The 23,959-nt window shown below is 61.3% G+C and carries 20 protein-coding genes; 6 read left to right on the top strand and 14 right to left on the bottom strand.

The genetic code is table 11. The features are described 5' to 3' along the window. Window positions 1-169: 169 nt before the first annotated feature. Window positions 170-610, bottom strand: coding sequence for a pilin (locus H2O77_RS03725; protein WP_215823931.1), 441 nt, complete (start codon window positions 608-610; stop codon window positions 170-172). A gap of 573 nt (window positions 611-1,183) precedes the next feature. Between H2O77_RS03725 and pilB the strand changes: the two genes are divergently transcribed. From pilB to yacG, 5 genes are all read left to right on the top strand, one after another. Next, complete coding sequence (pilB, locus tag H2O77_RS03720; protein WP_215823930.1) at window positions 1,184-2,920, top strand: type IV-A pilus assembly ATPase PilB; 1,737 nt, start codon at window positions 1,184-1,186, stop codon at window positions 2,918-2,920. 175 nt (window positions 2,921-3,095) lie between these two features. Beyond that, window positions 3,096-4,334, top strand: coding sequence for a type II secretion system F family protein (locus H2O77_RS03715; RefSeq protein ID WP_200019032.1), 1,239 nt, complete (start codon window positions 3,096-3,098; stop codon window positions 4,332-4,334). A 91-nt stretch (window positions 4,335-4,425) separates the two neighbouring features. Next, on the top strand, window positions 4,426-5,286 hold the full coding sequence (locus H2O77_RS03710) for an A24 family peptidase (protein ID WP_240548701.1): 861 nt from the start codon (window positions 4,426-4,428) through the stop codon (window positions 5,284-5,286). After that, entirely contained in the window at window positions 5,283-5,933 is a 651-nt protein-coding gene (gene coaE / locus H2O77_RS03705) for a dephospho-CoA kinase (protein WP_215823929.1), read from the top strand. The genes H2O77_RS03710 and coaE overlap by 4 nt, the downstream gene beginning before the upstream one ends. Then, on the top strand, window positions 5,926-6,171 hold the full coding sequence (yacG, locus tag H2O77_RS03700; protein ID WP_153635187.1) for a DNA gyrase inhibitor YacG: 246 nt from the start codon (window positions 5,926-5,928) through the stop codon (window positions 6,169-6,171). Before coaE ends, yacG begins: the two co-directional genes overlap by 8 nt. 131 nt (window positions 6,172-6,302) lie before the next feature. Here yacG and H2O77_RS03695 read toward each other — a convergent pair whose 3' ends face one another. The 4 genes from H2O77_RS03695 to H2O77_RS03680 all read right to left on the bottom strand — a co-directional run bounded on the left by H2O77_RS03695 (window position 6,303) and on the right by H2O77_RS03680 (window position 11,995). Beyond that, complete coding sequence (locus tag H2O77_RS03695; RefSeq protein ID WP_043332483.1) at window positions 6,303-7,256, bottom strand: Nudix family hydrolase; 954 nt, start codon at window positions 7,254-7,256, stop codon at window positions 6,303-6,305. A 107-nt stretch (window positions 7,257-7,363) separates the two neighbouring features. Next, on the bottom strand, window positions 7,364-8,587 hold the full coding sequence (gene argJ, locus H2O77_RS03690) for a bifunctional glutamate N-acetyltransferase/amino-acid acetyltransferase ArgJ (RefSeq protein WP_215823928.1): 1,224 nt from the start codon (window positions 8,585-8,587) through the stop codon (window positions 7,364-7,366). An 89-nt stretch (window positions 8,588-8,676) separates the two neighbouring features. Continuing rightward, window positions 8,677-11,439: a preprotein translocase subunit SecA gene (secA, locus tag H2O77_RS03685; protein WP_215823927.1), complete on the bottom strand. Its 2,763-nt coding sequence runs from the start codon at window positions 11,437-11,439 to the stop codon at window positions 8,677-8,679. Between the two features lie 175 nt (window positions 11,440-11,614). Then, window positions 11,615-11,995 (bottom strand): hypothetical protein, encoded by a 381-nt coding sequence (locus tag H2O77_RS03680; protein WP_054555083.1) that lies wholly within the window; start codon window positions 11,993-11,995, stop codon window positions 11,615-11,617. 62 nt (window positions 11,996-12,057) lie between these two features. Here H2O77_RS03680 and H2O77_RS03675 point away from each other — a divergent pair, with 62 nt between their 5' ends. Next, a complete protein-coding gene (locus H2O77_RS03675; RefSeq protein WP_215823926.1) occupies window positions 12,058-12,537 on the top strand; it encodes a DciA family protein in 480 nt (159 codons plus the stop codon). 216 nt (window positions 12,538-12,753) lie between these two features. On the opposite strand, the gene lpxC is transcribed toward H2O77_RS03675, so the two are convergent. From lpxC to murD, 9 genes are all read right to left on the bottom strand, one after another. Then, a complete protein-coding gene (gene lpxC, locus H2O77_RS03670) occupies window positions 12,754-13,665 on the bottom strand; it encodes a UDP-3-O-acyl-N-acetylglucosamine deacetylase (RefSeq protein WP_054555085.1) in 912 nt (303 codons plus the stop codon). Between the two features lie 451 nt (window positions 13,666-14,116). Continuing rightward, on the bottom strand, window positions 14,117-15,283 hold the full coding sequence (gene ftsZ, locus H2O77_RS03665; protein ID WP_043332494.1) for a cell division protein FtsZ: 1,167 nt from the start codon (window positions 15,281-15,283) through the stop codon (window positions 14,117-14,119). Window positions 15,284-15,323: 40 nt separating this feature from the next. Continuing rightward, window positions 15,324-16,604 carry a cell division protein FtsA gene (gene ftsA / locus H2O77_RS03660; RefSeq protein ID WP_043332496.1) on the bottom strand — a complete coding sequence of 427 codons (1,281 nt, stop codon included), beginning with the start codon at window positions 16,602-16,604 and terminating at the stop codon, window positions 15,324-15,326. A 289-nt stretch (window positions 16,605-16,893) separates the two neighbouring features. Further along, the gene (locus H2O77_RS03655) at window positions 16,894-17,622 is read right to left on the bottom strand and encodes a cell division protein FtsQ/DivIB (RefSeq protein WP_043332498.1); all 729 of its coding nucleotides are present in this window, start codon (window positions 17,620-17,622) and stop codon (window positions 16,894-16,896) included. 3 nt (window positions 17,623-17,625) lie between these two features. Further along, window positions 17,626-18,591 carry a D-alanine--D-alanine ligase gene (locus tag H2O77_RS03650; protein WP_240548700.1) on the bottom strand — a complete coding sequence of 322 codons (966 nt, stop codon included), beginning with the start codon at window positions 18,589-18,591 and terminating at the stop codon, window positions 17,626-17,628. 32 nt (window positions 18,592-18,623) lie between these two features. Then, window positions 18,624-20,036, bottom strand: coding sequence for a UDP-N-acetylmuramate--L-alanine ligase (murC, locus tag H2O77_RS03645; RefSeq protein WP_215824476.1), 1,413 nt, complete (start codon window positions 20,034-20,036; stop codon window positions 18,624-18,626). A 22-nt stretch (window positions 20,037-20,058) separates the two neighbouring features. Then, entirely contained in the window at window positions 20,059-21,135 is a 1,077-nt protein-coding gene (gene murG, locus H2O77_RS03640) for an undecaprenyldiphospho-muramoylpentapeptide beta-N-acetylglucosaminyltransferase (protein ID WP_215824475.1), read from the bottom strand. A 77-nt stretch (window positions 21,136-21,212) separates the two neighbouring features. Then, a complete protein-coding gene (gene ftsW, locus H2O77_RS03635; RefSeq protein ID WP_215823924.1) occupies window positions 21,213-22,442 on the bottom strand; it encodes a putative lipid II flippase FtsW in 1,230 nt (409 codons plus the stop codon). Then, window positions 22,435-23,946, bottom strand: coding sequence for a UDP-N-acetylmuramoyl-L-alanine--D-glutamate ligase (gene murD / locus H2O77_RS03630; protein WP_215823923.1), 1,512 nt, complete (start codon window positions 23,944-23,946; stop codon window positions 22,435-22,437). The genes ftsW and murD overlap by 8 nt, the downstream gene beginning before the upstream one ends. Between the last annotated feature and the right edge of the window lie 13 nt (window positions 23,947-23,959).

Here is a 23,959-nt window from a genome sequence, read left to right as displayed (position 1 = left end):
TAAAGAATTTTTGGGGCATATTTTCACTAGGTATACGCTGCCCTAGCTGCATTAACGGATAAAATAGTAAAATGGCAAAAAAAGCTGTAACCCTATACATTTAGATCCCTCATATCAATAAAAAGGGACTGCACGTCAGTGCAGCCCCTTTTAATATCATAGATTGATATTATGAACCAGAACGACAGTCTGCAGGCACCCATGCATCATCCATGGTTGCATTTTTACCACAACTCCAAGTAATACTGCCACCAGTTGCAGAAGCCGTGGGTGTAAGCGTCAGTTCAGCATTATCATCTACGGTACCATTATAATTGACCGTGATAACACCGTTTGCGCCAACAGTAACAGAGTCAACCGCATTTCCGTTAATAGTGCTGGCCTCCTGAAGTCCGGCAGCTGCATTAGTTGCAGGAAATGAACTTGAGGTCGAGTAAACTTCAGTAACTGCTGTTTTTGCTGCTGCTGCCAACTGTAAACCTTCAGAGACATTAGCACGCTTAGTATAATCCTGGTAACGCGGGATTGCTATAGCAGCCAAAATACCAATGATGGCAATAACGATCATCAGCTCGATAAGTGTAAAACCAGCTTGTTGCTTGCGTGTCATGGTGTGACTCCCTTGCATTTGCGTAGTGAGATCAGGTCGTACGTCCTGAAACCCCGGTTACCTTCCCTGACCAGCAGGATGTTACAGAAGAATGTCAGTGTGGGCGCTTGATTCTAATGTTCCCAATAACATCTTCACCAGCATAACATCTTGATATCACGGGGTGTCGACCGGACGGGACGAGTGATACCACAGCCACAGTTCAGGTGCCATTGCCATGTCGCAAGACGCTTTCTTGGCGGCGCTGACGGCTGCTTGGTTGTTACAATAGATTACACTCAGTGACATTGCAAGCAACGAACACAAAAAGTTTGTGATCGAGATTCAGGATCTCTTCAACGTTACTCCCGCCCCACCAGCGTTTGGCTAGCTCCCCTCCACAAGCCCTATCCTCCTTTCATGTCATGAATGCGCCATTCCTAGTGCTGGGCAATCCAGCTACACTCTTCTGCAAGACGATGTTTGTTATACGATGGCTTACCGCACCAGAGTTTGCGCACAGCGCATCAGCGCATGCTTCACGTTTGAAGCAGTCAGAGTAGGTCCATCGGCAACTGCAACAGGAAGAGTGTCATGCCCCAGTCAGAACACACGCTAAAAGGATTTGCCGCCCGACTGGTCGACTCTGGCCTGCTCGAACCACAGGCAGCACAGCTGGCTGAACAGGAAGCCAATGAGGCCGGGGAAAGCCTGTTGCTGCACATCATTGCGCATGGTCTGGTGACAGCACGTGACGCGACATTGGCGGCCGCCTGGGAATATGGCCTGCCGTATGTGGATCTCGATGCCCTTCGTATCGACTCGCTGCCTTCCATTGATGAACTGCCCGAGAAGGTCCTGCGCAAGTTGGGTGTACTGCCACTCTATCGCCGTGAGCATCGGCTGACCGTCGGCGTGCCCTCCCCATCAACACTTACGCATCTAGATGAGCTGCAATTTGCCACCGGCTTGTCGATCGAGAGTGTCCTGGTCGCCGCCGACCAGCTGACGCCGGCATTGGAGCAGTACCTGGAAGCCGGCGAAGAAAGCGCCATGGACATGCTGAGCGAAGATGGCGAAGCACTCGATGGGCTAGATTTTGAAGGCGAAGAAGATAACAACAACGATCTGGCTATTACTGCCAACAGTGATGATGCGCCAGTGGTGCGCTTCGTTCACAAAGTACTGCTGGATGCCATCAAGCGTGGTGCATCGGATATCCACTTCGAGCCCTACGAATCCACCTATCGCATTCGTTTTCGTATCGATGGCATGTTGGTCGAGAATACCCGTCCACCCTTCAATATGCGTAACCGGATCTCGGCACGCCTGAAGGTCATGTCGCGCATGGATATTTCCGAGCGCCGTTTACCGCAGGACGGCGCGATCAAACTGCGCCTCTCCAAGTCACGCTCCATCGACTTTCGCGTCAATACACTTCCCACTGTGTACGGCGAGAAACTGGTGCTGCGTATCCTGGACCCCAGCTCGGCCAAGATGGGCATCGAGGCGCTAGGCTTCGAACCCGAACAGCGTGCCATGTTCGAGAAGACGCTGGATCAGCCCCAGGGCATGATTCTGGTCACTGGCCCGACCGGTAGCGGCAAGACCGTAACGCTCTACACTGGACTGAATATCCTCAATACTCCGGAGCGCAATATCTCGACGGCGGAAGACCCGGTCGAGCTCAAGGTAGAAGGCGTCAACCAGGTCAACGTGCTGCCCAAGATCGGCCTGGACTTCGCCTCGGCCCTGCGCGCCTTCCTGCGCCAGGATCCCGATGTAGTGATGGTGGGGGAAATTCGTGACAAGGAAACCGCCGAGATCGCCGTCAAGGCGGCGCAGACTGGTCACCTGGTACTTTCTACCTTGCACACAAATTCTGCCCCCGAGACACTGACTCGCCTGAGCAACATGGGAATTGCCCCCTTCAATATCGCGAGTTCCGTCTCGTTGATCATTGCTCAGCGCCTTGCTCGCCGCCTGTGTACCCACTGCCGACAGCCCACGGAGATTCCGCCCGAGGCGATGGCCTCGATGGGCTTCAGTGAAGACAATGGCTTCAGCGCAGCAGAACTAGAGGCGGCGACCATATTCCGCCCCGTCGGTTGCAGTCAGTGTACGCTGGGTTACAAGGGGCGAGTCGGCATCTATGAAGTCATGCCGATCTCGGATGAGATGAGCCGCTTGATCATGCGTGAGGGCACCGCCATCGAGCTGGCAGACCAGGCGCGCAAGGAAGGGCTTTCAGACCTGAGGCGTAGCGGCTTACGCAAGGTGATGTCGGGCATGACCTCGCTGGAAGAAGTCAATCGCATCACCAAGGACTGAGCCACTGCAACTGACCGAGCATGTAATGGTTGTCCATACTGGCGACAGCGATCAATACGCCAGATAGCTGACTTTTGCTCAGTCATCAGGCACATTGAAGACAAGATGACCCAGGCATTGATCATGGCTCGACCTTCAATGCCTGCTCCCCATTTATCAGGGAACGATAACTGACATGGCAACTCCCAGAACTGCCAAGAAAGACAAGAAAAAAGCGGGCATTGAAACTTGGCAATGGTCGGGCAAGAATTCGCGCGGTGAAAACGTCAAGGGCGAGCTGATGTCGGCCAACGTCGATCAGGTCAAGAACACGCTGGTCAGCCAGGGGATCGTGCTCAAGCGTCTGCGCAAGAAGTCCTCCCTGTTTGGCGGCAGCAAGAAGGTCAGTGGCAAGGATGTCACCATGTTCGCCCGTCAGATGGCGACCATGATCCGTGCTGGCGTACCGGTACTTCAGGCATTTGGCATCGTGGCTGAAAGCATGAAGAGTCCAGGCATGCGTCATCTGGTCGAAGACATGATGAATCAGGTGGGAGCAGGCGCCAGCTTTTCGGAAGCCTTGCGCAAACACCCCCAGCATTTTGATAACCTGTTTGCCAATCTGGTTGAAGCTGGCGAACAAGCTGGCGCCTTGGACAAGATGCTCGACCGTGTCGCAACTTATAAAGAAAAGATTGATTCACTCAAGGCGCGCGTCAAGAAAGCCCTTTATTACCCTATCGCCGTGATCGGCGTCGGGATCGGGGTAACAGCTATTCTGTTGATCAAGGTAGTCCCACAATTTGAAACTCTTTTTCAAGGCTTCGGCGCAGAACTCCCAGCATTTACTCAATTGACTATTAATCTGTCTGAGTACGCTCAAAACTACTGGTATGTAGCCCTTGGCATAGTAGTGCTTACTGGAATGCTTATTGCTCAAGGCATGAAACGATCTGAAAAATTTGCTTATGGCTGTCACCGCTTCATGCTCAAGGTACCCGTGCTCGGCGATATTCTGGATAAATCGTCTGTCGCTCGTTATTCACGCACATTGGCTACGACCTTCCAAGCAGGTGTGCCGTTAGTGGAATCACTTGATACTGCCGCCGGCGCCTCAGGCAACAAGGTCTACGAGCGCGCCATTGCCCAGATCAAGGAAGATGTCTCTACTGGCCAGCAGCTGAACTTTGCCATGCGCAATACCCAGTTATTCCCGACACTGGCAGTACAGATGGTGGCGATTGGCGAGGAATCCGGCTCACTGGATGCCATGCTCAACAAGGTTGCGGATTTCTACGAAGAAGATGTCGACAACAAGGTAGATGCCCTGACCTCACTGCTGGAGCCCTTGATCATCGTGGTACTAGGCACCCTGGTGGGCGGGCTTGTAGTCTCGATGTATCTTCCCATCTTCGAGCTGGGCAACGCGATCTAGAACGCCGCCTGTATCTCGAAAGAAGCTTTCATGCCAAGCGGCCGCGCCACCAAAAGGACGCGGCCGTGTCATTTACTGACAAGGACGACTCGTGGAATCACTCGCCCAACTCTCCCCCACACTGCAAGCCTGCCTGGCCGGTATATTCGGTTTGCTGGTCGGCAGCTTTCTAAATGTCGTCATCACCCGCCTGCCAGTGATGATGATGCGCCAATGGCGCGCCGAGGCCCGCGAGGCATTGGAGCTGGAAGCCGAAGACACACCGCGCTTCAATCTACTGGTGCCAGCATCACGCTGCCCGGGCTGTGACACGCCGATCAAGTGGCACGATAACCTCCCTATTCTCGGCTGGCTGAAGCGGCGTGGTCGCTGCGCCAGCTGCAATACGCGCATCAGCGCGCAGTACCCGCTGGTGGAACTGGCCGGTGGCGCGCTTGGCGCTTCCATCGCGTTGATCTACGGCCTGGAGGCACAGAGCCTGTGGATCTTCGGCGCCTGCCTGACTCTGCTGGTGCTATCGGTCATCGACTTCCGCACCCAGCTGCTGCCAGATGCCATCACATTGCCACTGCTGTGGGCAGGCCTCGCCTATCAGTTGCTGTTTCAGCCTCTGATGCTACCCAGTGCCGTCATCGGCGCGATGGCGGGCTATCTGGTGCTGTGGAGCTTCTACTGGCTATTCAAGCTGGTCACCGGCAAGGAAGGCATGGGCTACGGTGACTTCAAGCTGCTCGCCGCTCTCGGCGCCTGGCTCGGCTGGCAGTGGTTGCCGCTGTTGCTGATTCTGTCCGCCGGTCTCGGGGCCATTCTGGGCATCCTGCTGCAACTGCTGGTACCGCGTCTGCGCGGCGCACCGATGCCCTTCGGGCCTTACCTGGCGGTTGCCGGCTGGATCGCTTTGCTGTTTGGCACGCCCTTGATGAGCCTCTACCTGAGCGTGATCGGCGCATGACGACGACTTCTTTACCCCAAGGCCCCATCATCGGTGTCACCGGCGGCATCGGCAGCGGCAAATCGAGCGTCGCGCGGCTGTTCGGCGAGCTGGGCATCCAGTGGGTGGATGCCGATGATGTCTCGCGCGAGATCGTGCGCCCCGGCGAAACAGCACTGGCTGAGATCATCGCCCACTTCGGCGAGTCGATCGTCACGGCGCAAGGCGAGCTTGATCGCGCCGCGCTGCGCGAGCGGGTCTTCGCTGCCCCCGAGGAGCGCCAGTGGCTGGAGCGCTGCACCCACCCGCGTATCCGGGAGCGGATCGTACAGCACCTGGCAGCCATGACCAGTCCCTATCGCCTGCTGGTCTCTCCGCTGTTGTTCGAGTCCGGCCAGGACAGCCTCGTCTCACGCACCCTGGTGGTGGATGTCAGCCAGGATATCCAGCTGGCGCGCACGCTGAGCCGCGATGGTGTCAGCGAAGCGCAGGTACGCGCCATCCTCGCCGCCCAACTGCCGCGCGAGACACGACTGGCCAAGGCCGACGATGTCATCGACAATGACGGAAGCCAGGCGCATCTTCGTGAACAGGTAGCGGCCATGGATGCCTACTATCGATCACTGAGCGCCCCCCATACACCGTTTCAGGACACCCCTCATGTCTGATGCCACCGCTCCCCACAATGGCAAGACACCATTGACCGTCGCTTGCCCGCAATGCCGTACCGACGTGGTATGGAGTGCCGCCAGCGAGTTTCGCCCCTTCTGCAGCAAGCGCTGCCAACTGCTGGATCTTGGCGCCTGGGCTGACGAATCCCACAGTATCGCCGGTGAGCCCGCCATGGATGAGACCAGCATCGACGAGATGGTGGCGCGCATGGAGCGCGACATGCATCAGCAGTAGCGCTCGAGAGAGCCCTGCTGGTTCAGACCGATACAAAGCTCGACACTCAAGATGCTGGGCATAAAAAAGACCCTCGAGGCTAGCCTCGAGGGTCTTTTTTCGTTCAGGCAACTGCCATCAACGCGCGATCATCACTTCCAGAAATCACGGATCGATGCGATACCCTGGGCACCGACGGCGCGTGCGTGATCGCTGTCATAGCGGGACATGCCGCCCAGCGCATAGACCGGCATGCACGCCTGCTCGACCAGCCCCTGGAAGTCATGCCAGCCCAGCGGCGGACGCTCCGGGTGCGACGGCGTCACACGCAGCGGCGACAGTGACACGAAGTCACACGCCACACGACCGGCCTGATCCAGCTGCTGCTGATCGTGGGTGGAGGCAGACAGCCACTTGTTGGCGGCAATCGGACGCTCGCCCTTTTCCGCCAGCTCCGCCAGACGCACGCTGGTCAGGTGGATACCATCCGCATCGACCTTGCCGAGCATGGACGGTTCAGCGTTGAGCAGCAGACGAGCACCACGCGCATGACAGATCGCCAGCGCCTTCTCGGCACGCGCGATATAGGCCGCCTCATCCAGCTCCTTGGCGCGCAGCTGGACCAGACGCACGCCATCCTCATCCAGCGCACGCGTCAGACGCGTCTCGAAGACGTCCTCATCGGCCTCTTCCGGCGTGATCAGATACTCACGCGGCAGCGAGACCGCCCGCAGAATCGGCAGATTCGCCGCCGGGAAGGCGTACTTGTAGAGATCCTCGATCTCGACCCAGCGCACTGCCTGCCCTTCACGACCAAAGGGCTCGCCAGTGAACTGACGCGTTTCCCACACATCCAGCAGGATGTGCTTGTCCGGGTATTCGTGATGAATACGGATCAGCGGCTGAGCACGAATGATCTCGATGCCCAGCTCTTCGCACAGCTCACGCTTGAGCGCTTCCAGACCGGTTTCGTAAGGCGCCAGCTTGCCACCCGGAAACTCCCACAAGCCGCCCTGATCCACCGTCGAGGGACGACGTGCAATCAGGACCTGGCCCTGTTCGTTTAAGATGGCGGCAGCCGCCACGTGAACCCTTCGCTTCGGCATGATGCCTGTACCTTTGACTCGCGTTGTACATCCGACTCCGCCTCGAGAGGCGAAGCCTGCGGGAGATATTGCATTACCGTTTCAGCGTAAGCCTCCGCCCTGGGGCGTCAGCTACGATAATCAGCGTTGATCGAGACGTAATCGTGGGACAGATCCGATGTCCAGATGCGAGCTTCCTGCTGTCCACGTCCCAGGCGGATGCCGATCACCAGCTCTTCCTCGGCCATGGCGGCACTGCCGGCGGCTTCGGTGTAGCTGTCGGCACGGCCACCCTGTTCGACGATGGTGACGCCATTGAGCGTGATCGCGACACCCGTGACGTCCAGCTCTTCCAGCGGCGCACGTCCGACGGCCGCCAGAATGCGACCCCAGTTGGCGTCGCTGGCATAGAGCGCTGTCTTGACCAGCGGCGAGTGCGCGACGGTAAAGCCGACGGCACGCGCCTCTTCCTGTGAACGCGCCTCGCTGACCTCGATGGTGACGAACTTGGTCGCCCCCTCGCCATCACGAATGATGGCCTGAGCCAGCTCGAGCATGACCTCCGCCAGGGCGGCCTCAAACGCGATCAGGTCTTCACCCTCGACACGCCCGGCCTGCCCTGTGACAGCCAGCATGCAGGCGTCATTGGTGGAAGTATCGGAATCGACGGTGATGCTGTTGAAGCTCTTGACCACCACCCGGCGCAGCATGGCGTCGAGCGCCGGCTGGTCTATGGCGAGATCAGCATCGGTGGCCACGAAGCCCAGCATGGTCGCCATGTTCGGGCAGATCATGCCGGAACCCTTGGAGACACCCGCCAGCGTCACACTCTCGCCATTGCTCAGCGTCAGTGTCCGCCAGCTGCCCTTGGGCCGCGTATCGGTGGTCATGATGCCATGCGCCGCGGCAGACCAGTCGCCCTCGCCCAGGTTGGCAAAGGCTGTCGGCAACGCCGCCGTCAGGCGATCCATCGGCAGCGGTTCACCGATCACGCCGGTCGAGAACGGCAGCACTGCCCGGGCATCACAGCCGGCGATCCCCGCCAAGGCCTGGCAGGTCGCGCGAGCATCGGTCATGCCCTGCTCGCCGGTTCCCGCATTGGCATTACCGGTGTTGATCACCAGATAACGCGGCCCTTCGACGCCTGCCGTGAGGTGCTCACGTGCGACATGGACAGGTGCCGCGCAGAAGGCGTTGCGGGTAAAAGTGCCTGCAAGACGCGACCCTGCCTCGAGGGCCATGATCACCAGATCACGACGACCCGGCTTCTTGATACCGGCTTCAGCAACCCCGATCTGAAAGCCGGCAATCGCCGGCATGTCAGCGGGAAAAGTGGAAGGCCCTACCGCCATCGCTCACGTCTCCAATCATGGTGTTCTGTGACAACTGCCCCCTGCGAGCCGAATCGACGAGGCGCCCAGGGAGGCTGTTTGGCGCAGTGTCAGCTCAGCTTGCCGTGGCACTGCTTGTATTTCTTGCCGGAACCGCACGGGCACGGGTCGTTGCGACCGACCTTGGGCACATCGCGGCGCATCGGCTCGCCATCGCCCTGGGCCTGAGGCTGCGCACCGTACTGTGCCTCGACGACCTCTTCGGCCGCCTGGACACCCTCTTCACTGACCGCATCTTCATCGACACGGCGCGTTTCGGCGCTGGCCTGCTCACGCTCGAGGTTGGCACGACGCTCTTCTTCCAGCGTGTCGACCTCTTCCTGGCGACGCACCTGCACGTGGCTGAGAATGCGCACCACGTCGGACTTGATGTTGACCAGCAGCGTCTGGAACTGCTCGAACGCTTCGCGCTTGTATTCCTGCTTCGGGTTCTTCTGGGCATAGCCGCGCAGGTGGATACCGCGACGCAGGTTGTCCATCGCCTGCAGGTGCTCCTTCCAGCGCGTGTCCAGCACCTGAAGCATGACCTGCTTCTCGAAGCGGCGCATCAGCTCAGGGCCAACGGCCTCGACCTTGTCGGCATAAAGCGCTTCATGGGCGGCCTGCAGACGTTCACGCAGCGTTTCCTCATGGAAGTGCTCGTCCTCTTCCGCCCACTGCACCAGCGGCAGGTCGAGGTTGAAGTCGGTCTTGAGGTCGTTCTCGAGGCTCGGCAGGTCCCACTGTTCCGGCAGGCTCTGCGGCGGCACACGCAGGGAGATGGCGTCATCGAGCACCTCGCGACGGATGCCGGCGATGTTCTCGGCGATCTCGTCGGCTTCGAGGATGTCGTTGCGCTGCTCGTAGATCACGCTGCGCTGGTCGTTGGCGACATCATCGTACTCAAGCAGCTGCTTGCGCACGTCGAAGTTGCGACCCTCGACCTTCTTCTGCGCGCGCTCGACGGCATTGGAGACCATCTTGTGCTCGATGGCTTCGCCCTTCTCGAGCCCCAGCGCGCCCATCAGACGCTGCACGCGGTCAGAACCGAACAAACGCATCAGGCTATCTTCCAGCGACAGGAAGAAGCGCGTGGAGCCCGGGTCACCCTGGCGACCGGCACGACCGCGCAGCTGGTTGTCGATACGGCGTGATTCGTGACGCTCGGAGCCGATCACGTGCAGACCGCCTGCCGCCAGCACGGCTTCGTGACGCTCCTGCCAGCCATGCTTGATCTCGTTGATCTGCTCTTCGGTCGGCGCTTCCAGCTCGGCAAGCTCGGCTTCCCAGTTGCCGCCCAGCATGATGTCGGTACCACGACCGGCCATGTTGGTCGCGATGGTCACGGCGCCCGGACGACCCGCCTGGGCGATGATGGCGGCCTCGCTGACGTGCTGCTTGGCGTTCAGGACGTGATGCTTGACGCCCGCCTTGTGCATCATCTGCGACAGCAGCTCGGAGGTCTCGACCGAGGCGGTACCCACCAGCACCGGACGCCCTTCCGCAACCTTCTCGCGGGCATCCTCGATGATGGCGTTGAACTTCTCTTCCGCGGTCAGATAGACCAGATCATTCATGTCCTTGCGCGCGATGGGCTTGTTGGTCGGGATGACCATCACGTCGAGGTTGTAGATCTGACGGAATTCGAAGGCCTCGGTGTCGGCCGTACCAGTCATGCCGGACAGCTTGTCGTAGAGACGGAAGTAATTCTGGAAGGTCGTGGATGCCAGCGTCTGGCTTTCCTTCTGGATGGCAACACCTTCCTTGGCCTCGACCGCCTGGTGCAGGCCTTCAGACCAGCGACGACCGACCATGGTACGCCCGGTGTGCTCATCGACGATGACCACTTCGCCATTGTTGACGATGTAATCCACGTCACGCACGAACAGGTTCTGGGCACGCAGCGCAGAGTGCACGTGGTGCAGCAGGCTCAGGTTCTGGGCCGCATACAGGGAATCCTCCTCCCCGAGCAGCTCCTGGGCACGCAGCAGCGCCTCGACCTTCTGGTGGCCGAACTCGGTCAGTTCGACCTGCTTCTGCTTCTCATCGAGGGTGAAATCGCCGCTTTCCGGGTCTTCCTCATCGCTGCACTGCTCGAGCTCGCGCGCCATGCGATCGATGATCTTGTAGAGGTCGGTATTCTCTTCCACCGGACCGGAGATGATCAGCGGCGTGCGCGCCTCATCGATCAGGATGGAGTCGACCTCATCGATGATGGCGAAGTGCAGCTTGCGCTGGACCTTGTCTTCCAGCGAGAAGGCCATGTTGTCGCGCAGGTAATCGAAACCGTATTCGTTGTTGGTGCCGTAGGTGATATCGGCCTGATAGGCGGCGCGCTTGTCTTCATTGGGCTGGCCGGAGTAGATGACACCGACACTCAGACCAAGGAATTCATATAGCGGACGCATCCAGTTGGCGTCACGGGTGGCCAGATAGTCGTTGACCGTCACCACGTGGACGCCTTCGCCGGTCAGTGCGTTCAGGTAGACCGCAAGCGTCCCCACCAGCGTCTTGCCCTCACCGGTCTTCATCTCGGCGATGCGGCCTTCGTGCAGCGCCATGCCGCCGACCATCTGGGTATCGAAGTGACGCATGCCCATGATGCGCTTGCTGGCCTCACGCACGGTCGCGAAGGCTTCCGGCAACAGCTTGTCGAGGTGTTCCCCTTGCGCGAGACGCTCGCGGAATTCCGCGGTCTTGGCTGTCAGCGCCTCATCGGAGAGCGGCTCAAGCTCGCTCTCGAGTGCATTGATCGCGTTGACCCGCTTGCGCAGGCGCTTCACTTCGCGATCATTCTTGGAACCCACTACCTTGGTCAGGAATTTACCCAGCATATTCTGTCCTTGTACGTGACCCGGGGTCGGGTCACGCCTTCACATATCATGACACTCAAGCGCTGCCGCCAAACGCGATGACAGGGCAGCTCGATGTGGCCCGGGGCCCATCAGGCATTACGCTCGAAAGAGAAAACGAACCTCATCATCCGCGACGCGAACGATGAACAGGGTGTCAGGACAGAAGGGGCGGCGCACGCGGCGCGATGGCATTGACGAGGCCACGCAGCAGAACGCGCGTGCAGGAAACGAAGGAACGCTGGCGCGGGAGGTTGGGGCTGGCCTGGGGCGCACGACGCACCCGCTTGCGCAAACAGCGTAGCCCCTGACGGCGACTCTCGGCACGAATCACCGCGGGTGCCAGCAACTGGATGCTGGCCAGCGTCAGATTGACGCGCTCGACCTGCGCCGCGCTCAGTCCAGCGGGGAACAGACAGCTGAGCAGCAGGCCTGCCAGCAGCCAGCGCGGCGCCGTGCGTACCGACCAGCGACGCGAAGCGCCGCTACCGGAATCCGGTAACGCACGAGGGCGTGCTGTGGCATCGACAGGGCTCATGCTGTTGCCGGACTCCCGCTCATGATAGATTGCCGGAAATCACTGAACCGGCATGCAAGCCCATGAGTATAAAGGCTAAGCGTTTCCGCGCCCAGCCCGCGGCGCGCCTGTTGAACGGCAAGGGGCAACTTGGCAGCGTCATGCGCCAGGCGCGCATGCTCGAGCAGGCCCAGCTGCACCTGCGTGCCGCACTGCCCAAGGACATGCAGGAACAGGTCTTCGTCGGCGGCTATCACGATGACACCTTGACGCTGATCACCAGCCGCGCCTCCTGGCTGACCTGGCTGCGCTATGAGCAGCGCCGCCTGATCAGTGTGCTGCGCGAGGTTCCAGAACTCGCCACCCTCGCCCGCCTGGCCTTCAAGGTCCGCCCGATCCGTCCGGCCTTCGTGCCCGCGCGCCAACCACGCCACCTGCCAGAGGCTGCCGCAGAACACCTGCTGGATTGCGCCTCCCATACCCGAGACGAGCGGCTGCGCCTCGCCCTGGAGCGACTGGCGGCCCACGCATCGGATTCGAGCGACGACGCCGAGACGCCCTGAGCCAACTCAAGCATTTCTTGTCTGGCATGCAAACAGCCGCGCCGCCCAGAAGGGCGGCGCGGCTGTTGTCGTTTCCATCTCCGGCTGGCTAAGGCCGGAGCAGGGCTGTCAGGCTGGACGGGCTAGGTCACAGTGTTCTGCTCGTACTGTCTCTCTGAGTGCTTTTCGTCTGAAATACCTCGTCTTGCAGCTTTCGCAGATATCATTGGCCTCGACTCAGACGGCAAGCGCCGGAGAGGCATAGGAAATCGGCATCGCATCGGAGTTCTCGAAGGTGACGATCTCGTAGCTGTCGGCATTTTCCAGCAGCGCGCGGCACAGCATGTTGTTGAGGCCATGACCGGACTTGTAGCCACGGAACTCACCGATGATGCTGTGGCCCAGCTGGTAGAGGTCACCGATGGCGTCCAGCACCTTGTGCTTGACGAACTCATCGTCGTAACGCAGGCCTTCATCGTTGAGGATGCGATAGTCATCGACGACGATGGCGTTGTCGAGGCTTCCGCCCAGCGCGAGGTTCTGGGAGCGCAGGAACTCGAGATCACGCATGAAACCGAAGGTACGCGCACGAGACACTTCCTTGACGAAGGAGGTGGTAGAGAAGTCGACCGTGGTGGTCTGCTTCTGCTGCTCGAACACCGGGTGATCGAAGTCGATGGCGAAGGACACCTTGAAGCCGTTGTGCGGCAGGAAGGTCGCGACCTTGTCACCATCACGCACTTCGATCTCGCGCTTGATGCGGATGAACTTCTTGAGCGACGACTGCTCCTGGATACCAGCGGACTGGATCAGGAAGACGAACGGACCGGCGCTGCCGTCCATGATCGGCACTTCCGGCGCGGACAACTCGACGAAGCAGTTGTCGATGCCCAGGCCTGCGAAGGCGGACATCAGGTGCTCGACGGTCGTCACCTTGGCTTCACCGTTGGAGACGGCGGTGCACATGGTGGTGTCACGGACGCTCATCGCATCGGCACGGATATGAGCCTGCGGCTCGAGATCGGTACGGATGAAGACGATGCCGGTGTTGACCGGAGCGGGACGCAGCGTCAGGTAAACCTTGTCACCTGAGTGCAGACCAACGCCTGTGGCGCGGATCGTATTCTGGAGTGTTTTTTGTCGAATCATAGGGAGATAGCCAGTCAGCCTGAATTTGGAAACAGTGTTCATGATAACAGCAATGCAGGAATTCAACAAATTGTCACCTGCCACTGTTAGGGAAATTCAACATTGCCTTTCGAGCACCATTGAGGCTGACCCGCGCGCCTGCTGGTCTCGTGCTGAGTATGAACACGCAATCACCAAACAGTTCTCACTCGCACTGCCATAAAACGATAATCAATGTGCAAGACAGCTTGAAGTCCTCCCTTCCTTACGCGCCCACGGCACTGGCGGATGCACCCGTGACGCCCAGGCAGCGCCCCGCGCCGGCGGCGAAAGCCCCTTTTGTCTGCCCCGAAAACGACTTCACCCACCCGGGAAGCCCCGGATGGGTGAAGTCAGACTCACGATGAGCCGTGTCATCTCAGCCTCATGCCGACTGGCACATGAGCGTCAATGACGTGTCAGTCAGTGCGCATCAGTCAGCCTGGCGACGCAGGAAGGCCGGGATATCGAGATAGTCATCCATATCACGCGACTTGCGCGGCTCCGACTTCTTGGCTGCCGCTTCCTGCTCTTCCTTGGCCTGACGGGTAACCGTCGGGGTCTGCAGGCTGCGGTAGTCCGCCGGCTTCTCGACGGTACGCTTGGCCGGTGCCGTTTCACGCGCCGCCGGCTTCTCGACGCGACCGTCGAGACCCGCTGCCACGACAGTGACACGCAGCTCGTCGGTCATGTCCATGTCGATGGACGTCCCGACCACGATGGTGGCGTCCGGAGAAGCGAACTCCTGCACGGTGGCACCCACATCGTTGAATTCACCGATGGAGAGGTCCGGGCCTGCCGTGATGTTGACCAGGATACCGCGCGCGCCGTGCAGATCGATGTCTTCGAGCAGCGGGCTGCGAATGGCCTTCTCGGCGGCTTCACGAGCACGGTTCTCGCCGATGGCGTCACCGGTCCCCATCATCGCCATGCCCATCTCGGACATGACAGTGCGCACGTCGGCGAAATCGACGTTGATGATGCCCGGGCTGGTGATCAGCTCCGCGATCCCCTGCACGGCACCCAGCAACACGTCGTTGGCGGCGCTGAAGGCGCTCAGCAGGCTGGCGCTCTTGCCCAGCACTGACAGCAGCTTCTCGTTGGGGATAGTGATCAGGGAGTCGACGTGCTCGGAGAGCTCCTTCATGCCCTGCTCTGCCGCCTTCTGACGACGCGGCCCTTCGAACGGGAACGGACGCGTGACGACGGCCACGGTCAGGATACCCAGTTCCTTGGCGACCTGCGCCACGACAGGAGCACCGCCGGTACCGGTACCACCCCCCATGCCAGCAGTGATGAAGACCATGTCGGCGCCTTGCAGCAGCTCGACGATACGCTCGCGGTCTTCCATCGCCGCCTGGCGGCCCACTTCCGGGTTGGCGCCAGCGCCAAGCCCCTTGGTGATTTCACTGCCCAGCTGCAGGACAGTCTTGGCGGCCACGCGCTTGAGCGCCTGAGCATCGGTGTTGGCGCAGATGAACTCGACGCCTTCGATGTTGCTCTCGACCATGTGATTGACGGCGTTACCACCGCCGCCGCCAACACCGATCACCTTGATGACCGCGCTGCTGGAGGGTGCGTTATCTACCAGTTCGAACATATGCCCTGTCTCCTGGATCACAGTCTTTCTGTAATCCCTGTCAGAAATTTCCCTTGAACCAGCCCTTGATCCGCTCCAGCGTGGAGGTGTCGTGCTCTTGGCCGTGAACGCGTCGCGCGGCAGATTCCTCTCTGCGCACCGCGACGGTCGTCGACGATGGCGTGTGCCGCTCCTGTTTCATCCCATAATGTAGCAAACCCACACCCGTGGAATAAATCGGATTGCGGACCACATCCGCCAGTCCACGCACATTTTGCGGGCAAGCGATGCGAACCGGCATGTGGAAGATCTCCTCCGCCAGCTCAACGACACCTTCCATGCGTGACGTTCCACCCGTCAGAACCACGCCCGCAGCCACGAGATCTTCATAGCCACTGCGACGCAATTCATCGCGGACCAGGGTGAACAGTTCCTCATACCTGGGCTCGACCACTTCGGCCAACGCTTGACGGGACAGATCACGTGCCGGTCGGTCACCGACACTCGGCACCTTGATCGTCTCGTCGCTGGAGGCCAGCTGGGTCAGAGCACAGGCATACTTGACCTTGATTTCTTCTGCATATTGCGTCGGTGTGCGCAGCGCCATGGCGATGTCATTCGTGACCTGATCACCCGCGATGGGGATCACAGCCGTATGTCGAATGGCACCTTCGGTAAAGACGGCGATGTCCGTGGTACCACCGCCGATATCCACCATGCACACACCCAATTCACGCTCATCCTCGGTCAGAACCGCATGACTCGAGGCGAGCTGCTCGAGAATGATGTCGTCGACTTCGAGCCCGCAGCGACGCACGCACTTCTCGATATTCTGCACGGCATTCAGTGCGGCAGTGACCAGGTGAACGCGCGCCTCAAGACGCACCCCGGACATGCCCAACGGCTCGCGAATACCTTCCTGCCGGTCAATGGCATATTCCTGCGGCAGCACGTGAAGAATGCGCTGACCTTCAGAAATCGCTCGAGCGCGCGCCGAGTCGATCACGCGTTCGATATCAGACGGCGTCACTTCGCGATCCTTGATCGCCACGACACCATCGGAATTCATCGAACTGATATGACTGCCGGCGATGCCCACATATACCGAGTGGATATCGCAGCCGGCCATCAACTCAGCCTCCTCCACTGCGCGCTGAATCGACTGTACGGTCGATTCGATGTTGATCACCACACCCTTCTTCATGCCACGTGAAGGGTGGGAGCCAATTCCCGCAATTTCGATACCGCCATCATCGGTCGGCTGACCCACGATCGCGACTACCTTGGAGGTTCCGATGTCCAGCCCGACCACCATATCCTGTGATTTGGAATGTCCTGCCATAGGTCGGGCCAGCTCCTTGATTCTGGTTCATCATGAAAATAATTGCGCGCTTTGACAGACAACATGTCTGCCGCACCACCCAAAACGGGTTTACGTTCCGTTTAACCCGTACAGAGGGATTTGACTTCCCAGTATAGGAGCAGCCACTTGGGGCATACCAGCCTAAAATACCGAGGGGCGCAAATCCCCGCTAGAATAGGCGGGATTGACGACAAATGAAACTGGCGATATCGCCATTTTGCTAATACTCACACGCAAATGAAGCATGTAGTGAGTGTCGCCATTTGCCTCAACTGTCCTTGCCTTCTTCGGGTGCCGTCGTCTCCCCATGCCACGCCACTGCCACTCCGTTGGGGTAACGCAGATCAATGTAGCGGATCTGCGACGCCTCATCACCCAGACGCCGCTGCCAGGCCGCCATGAAACGCGCCAGACGCGCCTCTCGATCATTGCGCCCCAGCATTACCCACACCGAATCATTGACCTGAAAGCGCCAGGCGCCGCGTGGCTCCAATCGCAACTGGGAGACATTGAGCCCCAGCCCGCCCAACTGGCTCTGCAGCGCGTCAAGCTCGGCCAGCACTTCGGATCCACTGCCCTTGGGCCCCGCCAGATTGGGCAGATTGCCCAGCTGCGTGACCGGGCCCGCCTGGAAGGCATCACCGCGCACATTGAGCAATTCGCCATCATTCCAATAGGCCACCGGCTGCTGTTCAAACAGCTCGAATTCGAGTGTATCCGGCCAGCGACGCGAGATGCTGACCTCACTCAGCCAATCGATCGCCAACGCGCGACGCCGAACCTCGCCCAATGGGACAGAGAGCCAGCTCTGGCCACGAATCAACGGCGCGATATGACGCTGAAGGTAGGCAGCACTGACATGATCGAAGTCACCCTTGATGGTGACCCGCTCAATGGGACGGTCAAGCCAGGTCCACAATGCCTGTCCGCCCGCGACCAGCAGCGCAAGACCGAGAACGAGGCCGAAGATTGCGCCGGTAGTGCTACGCGCCGCCATCGATCAATGACCACTCTGCTGAGCGACTGACGCGTCGTTTGCGTCCCGCTCGGCGAGAGTCGTGTCGAGAATACGCAGCACCAGGGTGGCGAAATCGAGCCCGACATGCGCCGCGGACTGCGGCACCAGGCTGTGATCGGTCATGCCCGGCGAGGTGTTGACTTCCAGCAGCCAGAAGGCGCCGTCCGCATCTTCCATCACATCGACACGACCCCAACCCTCGCAGCCCAGCACGTTGAATGCCTTGAGCGAGATATCGGCCAATTCTGCCTCGCGCGCAGCGCTCAGACCACAAGGCAGCAGATAGCGCGTGGTGTTGGCGATGTATTTGGCATCGTAATCGTAGAAACCACTATCGGCTTCGATACGAATGGCCGGCAGGACTTCGCCGTCCAATACCGACACCGTATATTCCGGCCCCTTGATGAAACGCTCGGCCATCACCACCGCATCGAAGCGGCTGGCATCCGTCCAGGCATCCTGGAGCGCCTGGGCGTCCTCGACGATATGGATGCCGAGTGTCGAGCCCTCATGCACCGGCTTGACCACCACCGGTGTCCCGAGCGTCTCGAGCACCGACTGCCAGTCCGTGTCCGCCGCCAGGCGACAGGAACGCGGCGTCGGCAAGCCCTCGATATCCCAGAGCTTCTTGGTGCGCAGCTTGTCCATGCCCAGTGCAGAGGCCAGCACGCCGCTGCCGGTGTAGGGGATGCCCAGCAATTCCAGCGCCCCCTGCAAGGTGCCATCTTCGCCGCCGCGACCATGCATGGCGATGAAGACACGGTCGGGGCGCAATGCCTCGAGACCGGCCAGCCCATGCGCCATGTCATAGCCCTGCACATCGACACCTGCGCCCTGCAGGGCCGCCAGCACCGCCGCGCCGCTCTTGAGCGACACCTCGCGCTCGGCGCTCAGGCCACCGAACAGCACCACGACACGTCCATAGCGCGTGGCCAGTTCAGGATTCACGCCTGTCGACCCGGATGGGGATGAAGAGACGGTCATAGCGTCACCTCGCCAAGCTTGAGGTCGGCCCCCGCCAGTGCCAGCGCAATGCCACCGACATCGCCCGCCCCCTGGGTAATCAGGATATCGCCCGGACGCAGCACGTTCTTGAGCAAGTCCGGCAAGGCACGCTTGTGCTCGACGAACAGCGGGTCCACCTGACCGCGCTGACGGATCGAGCCCGCCAGCGAGCGGCCATCGGCGCCCGGAATCATCGCTTCCCCGGCACTGTAGACATCCAGCAGCAACAGGGTGTCGACTTCGGACAGCACACGCACGAAGTCTTCATAGAGATCATGGGTGCGCGAATAACGGTGCGGCTGGTAGGCCATCACCAGACGGCGCTGCGGCCAGCCGGCGCGCACGGCGCGAATCACCATCTCCACTTCGCGCGGGTGGTGGCCATAATCGTCCACCAGCATCACGCTCTGCTCACCATTGGGTGCCGCGAATTCTCCGTGCACCTGGAAGCGACGACCGACACCGGCAAAGCTTGCCAGTGCGCGGGCGATGGCCTCATCGCTGACACCGACATCGGTGGCGATGGCGATCGCCGCCAGGGCGTTGAGCGCATTGTGCTCACCAGGCATCGCCAGGGTGATCTCGAGCGGTGCATGGCCTTCCGGACGCAGCGCCGTGAAGCTGAGCTGACCGCCACCCTGGCGGAAATCGCTGATGCGGTAATCGGCATCGTCGCTGAAGCCGTAGGTCACGAACTGACGCTGAACACGCGGCAGCAGCTCACGCACGTTGGCATCATCGATACACAGCACCGCCAGACCGTAGAACGGCAGGTTGTGCAGGAATTCGATGAAGGTGTCCTTGAGGCGATTGAAGTCGCCCTCATAGGTGGCCATGTGATCGGCATCGACGTTGGTCACCACCGAGATCAACGGCTGCAGATGCAGGAAGGAGGCATCGGACTCGTCCGCCTCGGCGACCAGATACTCACCCTCGCCCAGACGGGCATTGGTGCCCGCGCTGGTCAGCTTGCCGCCGATGACGAAGGTCGGGTCCATGCCACCTTCCGCGAGCAGGGTCGCGGTCAGGCTGGTGGTGGTGGTCTTGCCGTGCGTGCCGGCAATCGCGATGCCCTGGCGGAAGCGCATCAGCTCGGCAAGCATCTCGGCGCGACGCACGACGGGGATGCGATGCTCCCGCGCCCAGGCCACTTCCGGGTTGGTGGTGTCCACTGCCGTCGAGACCACGACCACATCCGCGCCTTCGGCATTGATGGCCGCATGACCGATGGCGACACGCACGCCGCACTCACGCAGGTGAGCCGTGACGGCGGATTCCTTTAGGTCACTGCCGCTGACCTCATAGCCCATGTTGCCCAGTACTTCGGCGATACCACACATGCCCACACCGCCGATGCCGACGAAGTGGATACGACGGATGCGGCGCATACCTGCACCGCGATCAGAATTGCTAGCGTTCAAGGCGAGTCTCCATGCAGCCTGCCAGCATGGTCGCTACCGCATCGAGTTCCGCACTATTGCGGGCGCGAGCGGCCATGCCAGTGAGTATCTTGGGGTCGAGCAATTCTGCCAGCGTCTCGGCGAGGCGCTCGGCAGTCAACGTATTCTGGGGAATCAGGCGCGCGGCATCCGCCTTGACCAATACCGCGGCATTGACGGTCTGATGATCATCCACGGCGTGGGGGAACGGCACCAGCACCGCAGGGCGACCTGCCGCAGCCAGCTCGGCCACGGTCAGGGCGCCAGCGCGACAGACCACGAGGTCTGCCCAGGCGTAGGCCTCGGCCATGTCACCGATGAACTCGCTGACCTCAGCCGTGACGCCGGCTGCCTGATAGGCGGCAAGGGTCGCCTCCTGCTTGTCACGTCCGGCCTGATGGCGCACCACGGGGCGCGAGGCTTCCGGCAGCAGGGCCAGCGCCGGCGCGAGCGTCTCGTTGAGCGCCTGAGCGCCCAGCGAGCCGCCCATCACCAGCAGATGCAACGCACGCGCCTCGCCTGCCGTCTCGACAGCAGACTCGGCCGTATGCCCGGCGGCACCGACATTCGCGATCTCATCGCGCACCGGATTGCCCACCACCTGAGCCCCGAGGGCGGGCGGGAAGGCGCCCGGGAAGGCGGCGTAGACACGCGTCGCCATCCGCGCCAGGACCTTGTTGGTCAGGCCCGCGATGGCGTTCTGCTCGTGAATGATCAGCGGAATGCCTTCAAGGCGCGCCGCGAGCCCGCCCGGACCACTGGCGAAGCCACCGAGGCCCACCACTAGCACCGGTTTGAGCTCACGAATCACGCGCCGTGCCTGCAGGACGGCGCGCGCGAGACGAAACGGGATCGCCGCATAGCCCGCCAGTCCCTTGCCACGCAGGCCTGCGACCTCGACCCGATGCAGCGGGTAGCCGGCGTCGGGCACCAGACGGTTCTCGATGCCACGCGGGCTGCCCAGCCAATGAATCTCGTGACCGGCCGCCGCGAGGGCACGCGCCAGCGACAGCGCCGGGATCACATGCCCTCCCGTCCCGCCGGCCATCATCAGCACGACGCCCCTTGAGACAGTGTCTACCGAGTCAACCGCCCCCTCAGGAGCGATGGTAGAAGAAGATGACGTCATGCCTGTGCTCCTTGCGGTGTCTCGGTCGGCTTCTTGGCCTTGCGCCGGGGCGCGGCGGCATTTCCTGTCGGTGTGCGGGTCAGCTTGCGGGTCTCGGCATCGATACGCAGCAGTATCGCGATCTGCACGCAACTGACGATCAGGCTGGAACCGCCATAACTCATCAGGGGCAGGGTCAGCCCCTTGGTGGGCAGCAGTCCGCTGGCCACACCGATGTTGATGAAGGCCTGCGCCCCCAGCACGAGGGCGATACCGTAGCCGAGGTAGGCGCTGAACGGCAAGCCGGCGAGTTCAGCGCGGCGACCGATCTTGAAGGCGCGGTAGATCAGCAGTCCGAACAGCGCCACCACGGCCGTCGCCCCGATCAAGCCCAGCTCCTCGGCCAGCACGGCGAACACGAAATCGGTATGCGCTTCCGGCAGATAGAACAGCTTCTGCACGCTGTTGCCCAGCCCCATGCCGCTCAGGTGGCCACGACCGAAGGCGATCAGCGCCTGGGTCAACTGGTAGCCACTGTCATACATGTTGGCCCACGGGTCGGTATAGGTAGTCAGTCGCTCCCAGCGATAGGGTTCGGCGATCGCCAACAGCCAACCACCGCCGCCGGCCAGACCCAGCAAGACGATGAAGCCCCACCAGGCGACACCCGCCATCAGCAGCATGCCCATCACGGCACCGCCCATGACCACGATGGAGCCAAAGTCAGGCTCCAGCGCCAGCAGCACTATCATCAGCAACAAGGGGACGCAGGGCAGAATGAGGCCGTTGACGACGCTGGCGCGCACCTTGTCGAGGCGGCGGTCCAGATAGCCGGCCAGCCAGATCATCAGACACAGCTTGGCGATCTCGGAGGCCTGCACCCCGCCGACCAATGGCAGCGGTATCCAGCGCTTGGCGCCGTTGATCTCGCGCCCGACCACCAGCACGACCACCAGCAGCACGAAGCCCAGCATCAGCATCGCGAAGCTGCGCTGCTGCCAGGCGGACATCGGCACGCGCAGCGTAGAGAAGGCGGCCACCAGGCCGATCACGATGAAGATGCCGTGACGCATGCTGTAGTAGAAGGCATTGCCATCGAAGCGCTCGCTCGAGATCTCGCTGGAGGCAGACGTCACCATCACCCAGCCGATACACAGGATCGCCAGCGCGCAGAACAGCAGCCAGCCGTCGACGGGCTGACGCTCTGCCGTCAGGGTGTCATGGACTCGCCGGGCCTTGTTACGCATCGCAGGCTTCCTTGTCGCTGCCGCCAGGGCCGGAATTGCAGTCAGCACCGGGCATGATGTTCTGCGTGACCCAGTCACGGAACGCGTCGCCGCGCGCCATGTAATTGGGGAACTGATCGAGACTGGCGCAGGCCGGTGACAGCAGCACGCAGTCCCCCGCCTGTGCGATCTGTCGAGCATGACGCATGGCCTCCAACAGCGTCATGACTGGCGTCACGGATACGTCATCGGCCAGGGCTTGCGTCAATAACGGCGCATCCTGTCCGAACACCACCGCCTCACGGGCGTAACGGGCCAATGGCGCCGCCAGCGGCGTGAAGTCCGCGCCCTTGCCCTGGCCGCCGGCCAGCAATATCAGCTTGCCCTCGAGCGTCGGGCCGAGACCGGCAATCGCCGCCAGCGTCGCCCCGACATTGGTGCCCTTGGAATCATTGATCCAGCGCACGCCCGCCACCTCGGCGATCAGCTCGCCGCGATGCGGCAGCCCCGCGAAGCTTGCTAGCTCGGCGACCATCGCCGTCTCGTCGAGACCGATCGCCGTGCCCATCGCGAGTGCCGCCAGCGCATTGGCCTGATTGTGGCGGCCTGCAAGACGCACCTCCGCAGCAGGCATCACGCCGCGCAGCTGGCCAGACTCGACATGACACAGCGACAGCGTGCCGCCCTGCTCCGCCAGGCGCCATTGCGCCTGCCTGGCAGCCTCATCGGTCGACTTATCGGCCGACTCACCGAGCTGCACGCTGAAGCTGACTCGCGCCACCGCATCATTCTCGGCCGGCCAGCTCCAGGCGTCATCGGCATTGATGACCGCAAGGCCTGCGCCGCGGAAGATGCTGCGCTTGGCGGCCTGATAGCCGCGCATGCCATCGTGGCGATCAAGATGATCTTCAGAGAGATTCAGGAAGCAGGCGACATCGGCCTTGAGCTCAGGTGTGGTCTCGAGCTGGAAGGAAGACAGCTCCAGCACGTAGAGCTCGGCATCAGGCTGCTCACGCAACAATGTCAGCGCGGCGGTGCCCAGATTGCCGCCGACCGCCACGTCACGGCCGGCACGCGCGGCCATCTGCGCGATCAGCGTGGTCACGGTGGACTTGGCGTTCGAGCCGGTGATCGCGACCAGCGTGGGCCGCTTGCCCTGCGCGTCGCGGGCTTGACGCTCATCCAGCGCACGCACGAAGAGTGCGATCTCGCCGACCAGTCGCTCGCGGACCCCATCGAACACCGCCTGACGCGGGTCGATGCCCGGACTGAGCACCACCTCGCCGAAGCGTGACAGGTCCAGCGCTTCCAGTGGACCGAGATGCACCTCGGCCTGCGGCGCATGCTCGCGCAGGCTCTCGAGGCCCGGCGGTGCGCTACGGGTATCAGCGACGGCAAAGTCGATGCCGCGATCACTCAGATGGCGAGCGATCGCCTGTCCGGAGACACCAAGACCGACCATCAGGGTCGGTCCTTTGGCAGGCACCGGCGAGGCCGGTGCTTGAGAGGTGACAGAGAGGGTCATCGCGAATGCGTCC

The sequence above is a fragment of the Cobetia sp. 4B genome (assembly GCF_018831605.1).
Taxonomy (GTDB): Bacteria; Pseudomonadota; Gammaproteobacteria; order Pseudomonadales; family Halomonadaceae; genus Cobetia; species Cobetia amphilecti.
This window is presented reverse-complemented; position numbering and strand designations above follow the sequence as displayed.